The 12355-nt window shown below is 44.0% G+C and carries 14 protein-coding genes; 4 read left to right on the forward strand and 10 right to left on the reverse strand.

Going from position 1 to position 12355, the window contains the following annotated elements:
- Window positions 1-161 precede the first annotated feature (161 nt).
- A complete protein-coding gene (locus tag ACPW7N_RS01770; RefSeq protein WP_425649284.1) occupies window positions 162-875 on the forward strand; it encodes a polyphosphate kinase 2 family protein in 714 nt (237 codons plus the stop codon).
- A 368-nt stretch (window positions 876-1243) separates the two neighbouring features.
- On the opposite strand, the gene ACPW7N_RS01775 is transcribed toward ACPW7N_RS01770, so the two are convergent.
- Window positions 1244-2449, reverse strand: coding sequence for an alanyl-tRNA editing protein (locus ACPW7N_RS01775; protein WP_425649285.1), 1206 nt, complete (start codon window positions 2447-2449; stop codon window positions 1244-1246).
- Window positions 2450-2643: 194 nt separating this feature from the next.
- On the opposite strand from ACPW7N_RS01775, the gene ACPW7N_RS01780 reads away from it, so the two are divergent.
- Window positions 2644-3384, forward strand: a complete 741-nt coding sequence (locus tag ACPW7N_RS01780) for an MOSC domain-containing protein (RefSeq protein WP_425649286.1) — start codon at window positions 2644-2646, stop codon at window positions 3382-3384.
- A 30-nt stretch (window positions 3385-3414) separates the two neighbouring features.
- Here the strand turns inward: ACPW7N_RS01780 and ACPW7N_RS01785 are convergent, their stop codons facing one another.
- The 7 genes from ACPW7N_RS01785 to ACPW7N_RS01815 form a co-directional block, all read right to left on the reverse strand.
- Window positions 3415-3903, reverse strand: coding sequence for a GNAT family N-acetyltransferase (locus ACPW7N_RS01785; protein ID WP_425649287.1), 489 nt, complete (start codon window positions 3901-3903; stop codon window positions 3415-3417).
- 38 nt (window positions 3904-3941) lie between these two features.
- On the reverse strand, window positions 3942-4757 hold the full coding sequence (locus ACPW7N_RS01790) for a methyl-accepting chemotaxis protein (RefSeq protein WP_425649288.1): 816 nt from the start codon (window positions 4755-4757) through the stop codon (window positions 3942-3944).
- A gap of 137 nt (window positions 4758-4894) precedes the next feature.
- Window positions 4895-5089, reverse strand: a complete 195-nt coding sequence (locus ACPW7N_RS01795; protein WP_425649289.1) for a hypothetical protein — start codon at window positions 5087-5089, stop codon at window positions 4895-4897.
- 94 nt (window positions 5090-5183) lie between these two features.
- A complete protein-coding gene (locus ACPW7N_RS01800) occupies window positions 5184-6386 on the reverse strand; it encodes a restriction endonuclease subunit S (RefSeq protein ID WP_425649290.1) in 1203 nt (400 codons plus the stop codon).
- A gap of 2 nt (window positions 6387-6388) precedes the next feature.
- Window positions 6389-7798 carry a class I SAM-dependent DNA methyltransferase gene (locus tag ACPW7N_RS01805; RefSeq protein WP_425649291.1) on the reverse strand — a complete coding sequence of 470 codons (1410 nt, stop codon included), beginning with the start codon at window positions 7796-7798 and terminating at the stop codon, window positions 6389-6391.
- A gap of 100 nt (window positions 7799-7898) precedes the next feature.
- Window positions 7899-8585 (reverse strand): stalk domain-containing protein, encoded by a 687-nt coding sequence (locus ACPW7N_RS01810; RefSeq protein ID WP_425649292.1) that lies wholly within the window; start codon window positions 8583-8585, stop codon window positions 7899-7901.
- Window positions 8586-8600: 15 nt separating this feature from the next.
- Complete coding sequence (locus ACPW7N_RS01815) at window positions 8601-9317, reverse strand: stalk domain-containing protein (protein WP_425649293.1); 717 nt, start codon at window positions 9315-9317, stop codon at window positions 8601-8603.
- A 182-nt stretch (window positions 9318-9499) separates the two neighbouring features.
- Between ACPW7N_RS01815 and ACPW7N_RS01820 the strand changes: the two genes are divergently transcribed.
- Window positions 9500-9793, forward strand: coding sequence for an Mpo1-like protein (locus ACPW7N_RS01820; protein ID WP_425649294.1), 294 nt, complete (start codon window positions 9500-9502; stop codon window positions 9791-9793).
- A 52-nt stretch (window positions 9794-9845) separates the two neighbouring features.
- Here ACPW7N_RS01820 and ACPW7N_RS01825 read toward each other — a convergent pair whose 3' ends face one another.
- Together ACPW7N_RS01825 and deoD are read right to left on the reverse strand one after the other, a co-directional pair.
- Entirely contained in the window at window positions 9846-9989 is a 144-nt protein-coding gene (locus tag ACPW7N_RS01825) for a hypothetical protein (RefSeq protein WP_425649295.1), read from the reverse strand.
- A gap of 131 nt (window positions 9990-10120) precedes the next feature.
- Window positions 10121-10822, reverse strand: a complete 702-nt coding sequence (gene deoD, locus ACPW7N_RS01830; protein ID WP_425649296.1) for a purine-nucleoside phosphorylase — start codon at window positions 10820-10822, stop codon at window positions 10121-10123.
- A 171-nt stretch (window positions 10823-10993) separates the two neighbouring features.
- Here deoD and ACPW7N_RS01835 point away from each other — a divergent pair, with 171 nt between their 5' ends.
- Window positions 10994-12250 carry an ATP-binding protein gene (locus ACPW7N_RS01835; RefSeq protein WP_425649297.1) on the forward strand — a complete coding sequence of 419 codons (1257 nt, stop codon included), beginning with the start codon at window positions 10994-10996 and terminating at the stop codon, window positions 12248-12250.
- The last annotated feature ends 105 nt before the right edge of the window (window positions 12251-12355 follow it).

Below are 12355 nucleotides of genomic sequence, written 5' to 3' on the forward strand. Positions count from 1 at the left end.
CTGGTTTCTGTAAAAAACGTCTCGACGTTTTTTATAAAAAGTTGATGTGACCGCAGGTCGTCAAAAAAACAGTCAGCTGTTTTTTTGACACACAATGTTCAAACTATTCCGATAGTTGCCCTCTTGTCTATACTAAAATATGGAGCAAGGGGGTAATCGCCATGCTAGAAAAGCTAGATTTACAACAAAGCTACGCAACCGAAAAAGAATATAAATCCATGCTGAAAGAATACCAGCTAGAATTACTCACCCTGCAAAGAGAACTGCACAGTACAGGAATTCCAACAATCATCCTGTTCGAAGGTTGGGACGCCGCAGGTAAAGGTGGCACGATTCGCCGGCTGACAGAACGGATGGACCCTCGTGGTTTCCAGGTGCATTCAATCGCAGCACCCGATGGTATCGAGAAGAAGCATCACTATTTATGGCGTTTTTGGAACCGCTTGCCTCACCAAGGCAGTGTAGGCATATTCGACAGATCCTGGTACGGACGTGTTCTGGTCGAACGGGTTGAGAAATTTGCACATGAATATGAATGGAAACGTGCCTACGACGAAATCAACCAGTTTGAAAAAATGCTGACTGATGACGGCTATCTCGTGATCAAGTTCTGGCTTCAAATATCGAAAGATGAACAGCTTCGTCGGTTTGAGGAACGTCAGAAAAATCCGTTCAAACAGTGGAAGCTGACCAAGGAGGATTGGCGAAACCGCGAAAAGTGGGACTTTTACGAAGAAGCCGTCGAAGAGATGCTGTATCGTACGAGCACGACGTACGCACCCTGGCAGCTCATTGAAGCTGAATACAAGTGGTTCGCCCGTGTGAAGGTTTTACGAACGGTTGTTGATAAAATTAAAGAACGCAAAAAGCTTTAAAAACAAAAATCCCCGCCTAAGCACGAGGATTAACAACTTCTGACAGCCCTTAAATTTCATCACCTCTGTATATAAAATGTCACTTGGTAGGTTCCTTCTTCATTTGGCACAAAAGTACCATATGTGTAATAATTCTTCTTTGTTGTAGTAGTATTAATATTACTTAGGGATAACACTTTACCGTAAAAAGTTTATCGGTGCCTGTAATGAGTTTGCTGAAAGTTACTGGCTTTTCAGATGAGAAAGTATTGAATCTAACACACAAAACACAGCGGCCGTCTAAGACTTTTTTTAATAAGTCCTAGTCCTGCCGCTGTGTTTTTTTATCTATTTCATATCCCAGTAACTCAAGAATTCCAATCCAAAACTTATTTATCGCTGGACACAATCAGCTCAAGCGCATGTTTGATGATAGTTTCTCCCGATACAGTTCCTGCTCCGCCACCTTGACCCATCTCCGGCTTGCCTCCGCCTTTGCCATCGATGAGCGGGAGCACCTGCTTCAATAGTTGTGTTGCGTCGAGTGAGATTCCTTGGCCTCTGGCAAAAACAAGCTGTGTCCGTTCCCCCTCGGAGGCTAACAGAACAACACTGTCTTCGAAGCGAGCTGTGATCGTCTGAGCCATCCGCTGCAATTCCTGCATGGATGCCTGATCAAGCACCTTCGTGATAATATGCATTCCTTGGTGAGTGATTGCCTGCTCTCTTAATTCACTGATTTCATACTCCATCAATTGAAGACGAGCTTCTTGCAATTGGCGAGTGGAGTCTTTTTGTTCATCCAGCACACGAGTCATGTTATGCAGCAATTCTCCTTCACCACAGGTAAGCAATCGAGTGAGACTTTGCAATACGTCCATCTTATCCCGCAATAATCCAAGTACGCGTGAGCCACTTACAAAGCTAAGCCGGATTTTCCCTTTATTCCGCTCCCAACCAATGACCTTGATCATACCGACTTCCCCGGTGAAACGAGGATGAGTTCCTCCGCACAGGTTATAGTCGAAATCTGGAATAATGACCATCCGAATATTTTCGGTAACCGTTGGAGCTTTACGAATCGGCATTTTCGCCAATTCTTCCTGGCTTACAAACCGTGCTTCAATCGGACGGTTATTCACAACCATCTGATTCGCCACATCTTCTACACTCCGTACCAGATCTTCCGTAAGTTCGGCAGTATCAAGATCAATGGTCACGATCTCTTTGCCTAAATGAAAGCCGATCGTTGCAATATCAGCCTGATGATAAAATGCTGCTGAAAGAATATGCTGCCCATTATGCTGCTGCATGTGGTCGAATCGTCTTGCCCAGTCGATGCGTCCCTCAATTTCCGCAACATCCTCTGGCAGCGGACTCTCCAGATAATGTCGAATCTGTCCGTCTACTTCCTCCACTTGTGTAACACAAATGCCCTGAATCATTCCCGTGTCACAAGGCTGGCCCCCGCCTGTTGGATAAAAAGCGGTCTTGCTCAGTTCTATGTAATTTCCGATTGGATCGATCCCCCGATTGGTCACGGTGGCGTTGAATTCTTGTATGTAAGCATCCTGGTAATATAATCTGTCTTTCATACGAACCTCTTTTCTGTGGAAATTTATTCCTGATACCATTCTATTTTACTTGTTTGCAAACAACTGTACTAATTATTCTAAGTCATGTAAACTGTGATGATCAAAACAGACTCTTACATGTCGTTCTGATAATGTAAAATGGACTTGATAACCGAAACCACCAAATAGAAATAAACAGGGAGAGAACAAGTAAAATGAGTAAAGAGATTGCAACAATTAAAGAAATTATCAGGCATCCCGTCAAATCATTCCGTGGTGAGAGTGTGGCTTCTTGTTCAGTTGAAGCCTATGGACTGTATGGCGATCGGAGCCATACCTTTTTGGATGAGACAAGACCAGGCAGCTACTTAACATCTACTCAAATTCCAGCAATGCTCGAGTACAAGGCCGAATTCATCGGTGAAGAAGATTATGATACATACCCGGATGTAAAAATAACTACACCACAAGGAAACGTATATTCCTGGAACGATCAAGCGCTTCTTGAAGAAATCCAGCGTCTTGCCGACCGCCCGGTTTCACAAATGAGGTACACTCCCGATCATGTACCCGTCGGAGCCATTGATGTGGAACCCCTCACCATCACAACGGAATCGTCCATTCGCAAACTGGAAGAGCTCTGGGGGAAATCGATACACCCTCGTCGCTTCCGCTCCAATCTTTTGCTCACTCTGGATGAAGATCGTCCGTTTGCAGAAGAAGAATGGATCGGCAAACATCTGGTAGCAGGCGATGTAATCATTCGTATCACGGGCGCTGTTGATCGCTGCCCTATTATTAATATTGATCCAGATACGTTAGAAAGTGACAAATCCTTGCACAAGCTGGTACTGGATAAACGCAACAATTTCTTTTGTGTGTACGGACAGGTTATTCGCACCGGGAAAATTAGTGTGGGAGACCGAATCGAACTTCACGATCCAGAAACCTTATAGAATGAAAAAGGAGCGTGGCAATAGCCACGCTCATATTGTTGCTACCATTGTCCACGACGTGCCTTCTTCGCTAACTCTTGCAAAGCCGAAGCGCTCATAGAGTCTGCGGGCAGGATTTTCCGGATTGACGCTCAAGGAAATGGACGAAATCTGATTCCTTTTTGACTGGCTAATTATTTCATGGAGTAATGACGTTCCAACACCTTTTCCCCGATGCTCAGGGAGAAGGGCAATACCCAGGATTGGGGTACTCTCGCCTACGTATCCGTAAGTCCGGTTCAGCTCATCGAAATGGCGAATCCACACTGCTCCAAGGTTTTGATTGGCTCGATCAGTCGCAATGAGCGCAACGTCGCCAATCCGTCCCCAATTCTCCAGACATCTTGCCAACTCTGGCTGTTTCAGAATATCTCTTGATGGCCGCTTTTCCCCTTCTGGAATGAACAAGGCTTGATACAGCATTTCCCACAGAAAAGGCAGATCCGAATCAGTAGCTGCTCGAATGTGAAAATCCGTCATTCCCATCAAATCTCCCCTCAACTTATTTGAAGAGAAGCCTATTTTGTAGCAGTGACCAATCGATCAGCCGTCTGAGCAATATGATCAAAGGCATGATGCAATTCCTGCATGCTCGCCGAGTGCTGTTGTGTATAACTCGCAACTTGCTGAATCGTATCGTTTATTTTGATCACAGCATCCTGTATGTGTTGAAGCTGGTCGTGAATATTCTTGGCAGAGACCTTGCTTTGTTCAGCCATTTTTCGTATTTCATTCGCTACAACAGAGAACCCTCTTCCATGCTCACCAGCCCGTGCAGCTTCAATGGCCGCATTCAGGCCCAACATATGGGATTGACTGGCAACATCCTGAACAAACGCCAAAACGGAATGAATTTCTTTAATATCGTTGATCATGTTCTCTGATTCACTTAACAACCCTTGCAACCGGTGAGCCATATCGGCTGATGCAGATGAAACTTCTTGTGTCGTCGCTGACATTTCTTCAACCGTAGCGGATAATTCAGTGGCACTGGTGCGGAGTGTATCAATTTGCTCGGATGAAACAACAGCACAAATGACACCGATCACCTTGCCATTTTCACGAATCGGAACACCAGAGGATATATATGCCATGCCAAACTGCTCAGGCCCCCGTTCTTCCTGAACCACTTTTCCTGTTTCAAAAGCTTTATAAGCCACTGTACCTTTAAACATCTCAATGGGTGTCCCCACCTTTACCTTGAGATCAACCTTTTTTCCTGGCAGATAGGCAACCACCTTTTCCGTATCTGCTACCACTATACAGGCATCCTCCGGGTAAGTTAACTGGTATGTCTCCATTGAGTTCATGATTTCCACGATCTTATGATTCATATGAATCCCCTCAATCCTGTATTTCTATTTGATATAATTATGAATAATATTTGCTTCTGTGGTGCTTTATTCTATATCGGTGGAATCAAGAAGTTTTTTAAGTCAAAAAAAGACGCCATAATAGCGCCTTTTTCCATTTATTGTTTCTGAATTACATACAAAATGCGGTCTATTTTTGCATCGAGTTCAGCCAGTTTGCGAAGCACTTCCTGTTTGAATTCCAGATCAATTGCCCCACCGGATACAGACTCCCGCATGTGAGAGACTTCATCACGGATTTGGTCGTTCGGAATGTTGAATAATTTGTAAGCTAATTCTTTCTTTTGTTCCATACGCCCCACCCCCACTTAGTTTAGTAGGATTTTTCGACGAGGGTGATCGGCTTCCTTCACTAATTTGTTACCAAAATGTGAGCATTTCAGTTCACTAGACAGAAAAATGTTTTTCAACAATTGCGGCTCTGAGCGATTGCAAACAAATGGACTCTTTCATAATGTGCAACGCTTTTCTTTCACGCAAAAAGGCTTGTTGAATCTCATCTACCATTCGCGTTTGAATCGTCAGGCTTGGGCAAGGAACAGGGATCTGAAAGACCTCTCTCGCATAGATAGCCGCTACATTTGTGGTAGCTCTTTTTATCTGTCCCAGACCGGTCAACCCGTCAGGTGATTGAAGATAATAGTGGACATACCATGGATGAACTCCCTCTTTGAAACGAATCCGCATGATGTTGTTATTAAACAGATCAGGTATAGCTGATTTGTTCGTAAAAATCGCGTTTTTGCCAACCAGCCCCCAACTGTTCCGCATATTGAGCAGGAGGTCATCATTACAAAGGGTGTATGCTTCCACTTCTTCTTCAGTCGCATGCACCTTGGTAAGATCATCCCAATCAAGCTCGCCAGCAGCAGTAATGTTGTTCATTTTAAAATAACCGTAGGGGTGATTGATCGACTGGTCCACTTGTTTACGAGCTAAACCAACCTTCGATTCCCTCACGAGTTCCCCAAAGGGCATCACATTCCAATCCGCAGATTTCCTCCGGTAGCTGGAAAATGTTTGAGCGAGAATCGATTGACGCAGCTCGTTACCTAATTCTTTCGCTTCCCTGACCAGTTGCTCGATTCGATCAAGCCTTGCCAAATCCCGCTCGATTTCGTTCACAATCTGTAACTGCTCATGCATAGACGGCAGAGGAAAGGGCAGCTTGGACAGCCTGCTTTTACTAACAATGGCAATTGTCGTAATGGAGACCTGTGCATGCAGCAACCGCTGAAAAAACGGAGTAAGTGAATAGTAATACGTATACTTCGGGAAAACAGCAGCAGAAGGAATGAGGCTGTTGATCTGCTGGTTGGTCCGCACGGGGATCCGTGTAAATGCTGATTTCCCCACTGAACCGATACAGCATACCAAGGTGGAGTTGGCTGGGATGCAAGGAACGGATTGTGCGCCCTTCTCAGTCAGGTATTCACTTGACTGCACCAACTGTTCACCCTGAGACAAGTCAGGTGGTTTGACGAAAGGGATATCTCCTCCATAACACTCTTCACACTGTCTGGAGGGGGTTGAACCTGTTATAATTTCATGCGCCTCTCCCAGTGTGACCCATTTTCGGCCAAAAGCCATAACTACCCCTCATCTCTTCTCGTCTTCAAATCCTCCAGCAGTTCTTGTAAAAGCCGGGATGCCTCTTCTAGCTTACCGATCGCATTCTCTGCCAATCGGACCGGATCTGAATTATTTTCCAACGCCTGACGGTGGAGCAATCCCAGATCGAGATTATCCCCCTGTTGGCGAATCTGCTCTCTTGAATAATACGACCATCGCTGATCTGCTATCGCATGCCGATCATTTGCACGATACGCCTCGATAAAATCAGTAAAATACTGCTCGGTCAGTTGTACTCGCTTGCCGAAGTTGGGCATGTCTGATCGCAAATCATAAAACCATACACCCTGGGTATTCGCCTCATCACTTGTACCTCTCGTAAAAAACAACACACTGGTATGGACGCCAGTCGCATAAAAAATTCCCGTCGGCAGGCGAAGCACCGTATGCAGATTGCACTTTTCCATCAGATCACAGCGTATCTTCTGTGCTTCATTGTCCTGAAACAACACATTGTCTGGAACAATAACAGCCGCACGTGCGGAACCATTGGGACGGAGCGCTGAATATATGTGCTGAATAAACGCCAATTGCTTGTTAGAGGTGACAAAAGGCAAATCAGGACGAGCAGGACGTTCCCCCCCTTTTTTTGATCCAAAGGGTGGATTCGTTAAAATGACGTCCATATTCATTTGTGACTCTCTTCGGACGGCAAGGGTATCACCTAAAATGATTTGACTTTCCAATCCGTGAAGCATGGCATTCATCAAGGCAAGGCGGTGTGTATCCTGCACCAATTCACACCCGGAGAACGCTGATTGATGCTGGAATAATCTTTCCTCTTCACTGAGCTTCCTGTAATTGTTGCTTAATGCACGAACATGGCGCTCTGCTGCAATCATAAAGCCGAATGTGCCGCAGGCAGGATCGTTACAGCGGTCTCCTACCTGAGGGTTCATTAACTCTACAAGGAGCGTAACAAGTGGCCGAGGTGTAAAATATTGACCTGCCCCCGACTTCTTTTCGCTTGCATTTTTGGCGAGCAGCCCCTCATACAGGTCTCCCAACCCTTCTACAGAAGAACTGTACCAATTTCCTTCATTCATGGCTTGGATAATTTTCTCCAGGTTTCTTGGCTCGGCAATATGCGTTCTGGCTCCAGCATAGATTTCTCCAATCAAGCCTGTCCTTGTCGCACCTAATTGTGTAAGCAGGTGAGAATAGGTTTCGAGCAATTTTTCTCCTTTCAACTCAGTCAGGCGATCCCAACGAAAGGCAACAGGTAGAATGTGCTCCTGCCCTGTCTCCCGGAGCAGCTTGATAAACAGCAAATAGGTTAATTCAACAACGTACTGATGATAGGTGATTCCGTCATCCCGCAGCACATGACAGAGATTCCACAGTTTCTGAACCAGCTCTTGCGTCTTCATCCGTTAACCCTCTACAAGTGATTTTAGATCTATCATATCAAAAAAAGCTCACCCTTTCGCAGATCGCTTAACAATCTGGTGTGGATGAGCTTTCCGGAGATTACTTAACGAAAAGTGGGTTGCCTAACGCTACCGCTCTGCCTGTCAAATCGATCTTCAGCTTCACAACGCCTGTCAAATCAACTTGAATCCTGTACGGTTTCTCGAGATCGGAAGGAATGGCTTTGCTGTCATAGACAAGCTTGTCATCACAATAAATCTTGAGGCTGCCGATGTTATCCGATTTGTTCCGTAGCCCCCATGCTTCCCCAGGAGCCAGATCAGCCACAAAGCGCTTGTATTGACCATTCAGGGCGTACTCGTAGCGAATAAACCCATCCTTGGCATCCAAACCGACTTTATATCCTGCATCTAGGGTCACGTCCCGATTAGTTGTAACTGTTTCCGAAAATTTGCTATTGTTTTCACCTGCAGCCGTTGGTTTGATGTCCTTCATATGAACCGTTTGCTCATCTACAGAGCTTCCGATGTACAGCGAATACGTCTTTGGCACATAAGTGACGGTTTTTCCTATCGCATCGGCCATAAAGCGCAAAGGAACATAGGTAGTTCCGTTATAAATAAAGCTTTGCTGCCCTTGAGGCGGAGCCTTCACAGCCCCGTCAAAATAAAATGTGAGCGGCAAAAATGTCACATTGATTCTCGTTGCGGCAAAAGCCACGCTGGTAAACAGGATGGAACCAACGAGAAATCCCGCTGATATGTACAAGTATTTTTTCCAGTTCATCGAGCTTCCCCCTCCTTATTGGATTAACCGTGGATCGAGCATGGCTACCTGATCCTTTGCAAACCCTTCAATTGTAAGTTTGTTGTATTCACTTACATCCAGGTCGATCTTGATCGGTTCCTCGAGATTGGAAGGTATCGTTCCTGAATCATAAATTTCTCTACCGTCACCAAAAATTTTAAATCTGCCTACATCCGGATCAACTGGCTTATCAGCCCAATAGATGGAGGGAGCCAGTTCAGCCAGGAATTTGGTATAGCCCTTACTCAATATATATTCTGCTTTAAAATTGCCTCGGTCCAGCTTGAATCCTTTCACGACTTCATACCCATTCGAGTATGCCTTGCCTGATACCGTAGTGAAAGACGTAATCGGTTTCACCATATCTCCACTATTCCCTTTGCTTTTGTCAAAAGTACTTGGTTTCAATGCAGTCAGATAGGTAACCGTACCTTTCGGGGCCTTTCCCACATATACGGAGCGTGTCTCGGGAACATACGTGACTGATTTACCGATGGAGTCTGCCATAAATCGAAGCGGAACATACGTCGTTCCGTTGTAGATCAACCCTTGTTGCCCACTGGCAGGTTGTTTTTGCTGACCGTCAAAATAAAATTGTAAAGGTAAAAAGTTCACGTCAATCTTCGTGGCCGCAAAAACAGCACCTGTACAGAACACAGTACTTAACAAAAAACCAACAAGCATATACTTCCATTTGTCATACCGTTTCATTCTCATCCCCCTATGTATTGTGCCTTGTTCGAAAAAGTTCTGCCTCGCCAAGCCTTTTTCCTCCCGTCGGAATGTATATCACAGATGGTTTGTCTATATTCTTTTGAATTTTTGGTATTTTGTGAACTTTATCACTCTTTATGGTATGCTTACTGTAATGAAAACGCTTACGAGGTGAGCTGATGGAACAAAAGATGAGTTTTATGGAACGGTATAAAAAGGACCATCAACATCCTATGAACAAGCTGACACATGCGATTGGTATACCGATGATCGTTGTTTCGCTTCCGGTCTTCTTCTTTGATTGGAAGTGGGGGATCGGTTTGTTTATCCTCGGATGGGTGTTTCAATTTATTGGTCATTTTTTTGAAGGCAACCCTCCTTCCTTTTTCAAAAATCCAATCTTTTTACTGGTTGGCCCATGGTGGATTGCCAAGCGAATGTGGGGTTTTGTCACTGGAAAGCCGTACAAATAAAATGAAAAAGAGCAGTTAGCCTGTTGCATGCTAACTGCTCTCTTTTTAAGATTTACTCCCAGCAGCAATGGTTATTTTTTTTTCTGTTGTGGTGTCTCTTCTTTTTGTTATCCTCTTTAACGATAACTGTTACTTTTACAACAATAACCTTTTTGCCTTTTTTGAAACTAAAAGATTTTGCATCTTCTCCGTACATGATGGCTCCCCCCTTATCGTTAGGATAGGATAGTCTACGCTTTTTTCCGATTGCTTGTCACGGCATTTGTACGAGACCGAACGCATATTTCAATCGAGTAAACTGGAACCTATCCCTAAAGGAAGAAATGACTACAGCAATGAATCCAGAGCCACATGAATCATGTCGTTGAAAGTGGTTTGACGTTCTTCTGCAGTCGTCTCTTCACCCGTAATCACATGATCGCTTACAGTCAGAATGGACAGTGCTTTGCGATTAAACTTGGCAGCAAGTGTGTACAGAGCTGCTGTCTCCATTTCCAGTGCCAATATCTGATAGTCTGCCCAACGCTTGATGCTCTCTTTATCCTCGTTATAGAAAGTATCACTCGTAAATACATTTCCGACCTTCACTGCCAAGCCTCTGGATGATGCCGTATCATACGCTTTTTTGAGCAAATCGAAATTGGCAGTAGGAGCAAAATCGATTCCGTTAAAACGAATGCGATTTACTGCTGAATCCGTTGAAGCACTCATGGCAATAATAATGTCTCTTACTCGAACATCTTCCTGGATGGCACCACAAGTACCAACACGAATCAGGTTTTGAACCCCATAGCTTTGCATTAATTCATTCACATAGATAGAGATGGATGGTATTCCCATACCTGTTCCTTGGACGGAAACTCGCTTGCCTTTATATGTACCAGTAAAACCAAGCATTCCACGTACTTCATTGTAGCAAACGGCATTCTCCAGAAAATTCTCCGCTATATATTTGGCACGAAGCGGGTCGCCAGGCAGCAGGACCGTTTCGGCAATTTCGTTTTCTTTGGCACCGATATGTACACTCATTTGTAACTCTCCCTCCGTAATGGACAAATATCACACCTACAAAACTACCACATTCTCTCAAGGAAATATATGCAAAAATAATTGAACAGCACAACATTGTACTTGTATTTGGAAACGATTCTAGTATAACTTAATTATGGAAATATATTCTTGATTAGTAGGTGCGACGAAGTGGGCCATGCTTGGAAAGACATCTTGATTAATGTATTTTTTATTATCTTCCCATTATTCCTTTATCAAATCCTTTCTCTGGATCGATTTCATATCACCAAGAAACAAAACAAATTAATCATTGCTTCCTTCTCAGCGATTAGTATTTTCCTATGTATGAGCTTCCCGTCTATTATCATACCCGGCTATCATTTTGACCTTCGCTTCATTCCTTTTATCCTTGCCTCTCTTTACTGCGGATTTCCTACTGCAGTTGTACTTGCCATTGAGATCATTGGTTATCGATTTTTGTTAGGGGGAACAGGTAGCCTAGCAAACCTTGTAATTTATGGCTCCATGCTGCCAATCATTTACATAATACTTCCTCACTACAAAGGATTCACCATGCGATCCAAATTACTGGTCACAACATCTCTGGCATTTTCCACATCAGTATTTTCAAACCTCTTATATTTGATTTTTTGCGAACTGCCCATCTTTATGATTTTCGTCGCAGAAGAACTCATTCTAATGAAAGTCATTATTGCCTTACTTGTTACTTTCATGGTAGAGCGTATACGGGAAAATACTGTGCTGAGAGAAATGATAAACCGTGCTGAAAAGTTGAGAGTGGTAAGTGAAATGGCTGCTTCCGTCTCTCATGAAATACGAAACCCTCTGACTGTTACCAGAGGATTTATCCAGTTGCTGCTAAAGGCTGATCTTCCCAAAGGGAAGCGTGATGAGTTCCTTCAGCTATCGTTAGAAGAGCTGGATCGAGCCGGTTCTATCATTACCGATTATCTTACTTTGGCCAAGCCTCAATTAAGCAGTATCGTAACATTGAATGTCTCTGATGAAATCAAGTACGTACTGGATGTGATGGCGCCATATGCCACTATGCACAATGTAGAGTTACATAAGGAGTTAAACGAGCTTTGTATCATATCTGGTGACAGGCAGAAACTTCATCAATGCCTGATTAACCTCGTGAAAAACGGGATCGAGGCAATGCCAGACGGGGGTACATTATCCATCTGCAATTCATTTCACAATCAGATGGCGGTAATTGAGATTACCGACTCAGGAACAGGAATGACAGCAGAACAAATTGCCCGCCTGGGAACACCCTATTATTCAACCAAAGACAAAGGGACTGGATTAGGCACAATGGTCGCCTTTAGCATCGTCCATGCTTTCAACGGCAAAGTGAGCATAAACAGCGTGTATGGTAAAGGAACCAAGTTTACTTTGTCATTTCCAGGCTCATGCAAATAACCGCCAAACCCCCATAGTAAAATGCGTATTTAGATAATAACCTAATTAGGTATTAGTCTAATCATTTTGATATTTCAATGATAACTTCAAGGATGAAGGATGTAT

It is taken from the genome of Brevibacillus nigriterrae (genome assembly GCF_049846925.1).
Lineage (GTDB): Bacteria > Bacillota > Bacilli > Brevibacillales > Brevibacillaceae > Brevibacillus_H.

Excerpts from the sequence above, each read along its gene's own strand:
- ACPW7N_RS01770 (WP_425649284.1), top strand. The coding sequence starts at position 162 with ATGCTAGAAAAGCTAGATTTACAACAAAGCTACGCAACCGAAAAAGAA.
- ACPW7N_RS01775 (WP_425649285.1), bottom strand. The coding sequence starts at position 2,449 with ATGAAAGACAGATTATATTACCAGGATGCTTACATACAAGAATTCAAC.
- ACPW7N_RS01780 (WP_425649286.1), top strand. The coding sequence starts at position 2,644 with ATGAGTAAAGAGATTGCAACAATTAAAGAAATTATCAGGCATCCCGTC.
- ACPW7N_RS01785 (WP_425649287.1), bottom strand. The coding sequence starts at position 3,903 with ATGACGGATTTTCACATTCGAGCAGCTACTGATTCGGATCTGCCTTTT.
- ACPW7N_RS01790 (WP_425649288.1), bottom strand. The coding sequence starts at position 4,757 with ATGAATCATAAGATCGTGGAAATCATGAACTCAATGGAGACATACCAG.
- ACPW7N_RS01795 (WP_425649289.1), bottom strand. The coding sequence starts at position 5,089 with ATGGAACAAAAGAAAGAATTAGCTTACAAATTATTCAACATTCCGAAC.
- ACPW7N_RS01800 (WP_425649290.1), bottom strand. The coding sequence starts at position 6,386 with ATGGCTTTTGGCCGAAAATGGGTCACACTGGGAGAGGCGCATGAAATT.
- ACPW7N_RS01805 (WP_425649291.1), bottom strand. The coding sequence starts at position 7,798 with ATGAAGACGCAAGAGCTGGTTCAGAAACTGTGGAATCTCTGTCATGTG.
- ACPW7N_RS01810 (WP_425649292.1), bottom strand. The coding sequence starts at position 8,585 with ATGAACTGGAAAAAATACTTGTACATATCAGCGGGATTTCTCGTTGGT.
- ACPW7N_RS01815 (WP_425649293.1), bottom strand. The coding sequence starts at position 9,317 with ATGAAACGGTATGACAAATGGAAGTATATGCTTGTTGGTTTTTTGTTA.
- ACPW7N_RS01820 (WP_425649294.1), top strand. The coding sequence starts at position 9,500 with ATGGAACAAAAGATGAGTTTTATGGAACGGTATAAAAAGGACCATCAA.
- ACPW7N_RS01825 (WP_425649295.1), bottom strand. The coding sequence starts at position 9,989 with ATGTACGGAGAAGATGCAAAATCTTTTAGTTTCAAAAAAGGCAAAAAG.
- deoD (WP_425649296.1), bottom strand. The coding sequence starts at position 10,822 with ATGAGTGTACATATCGGTGCCAAAGAAAACGAAATTGCCGAAACGGTC.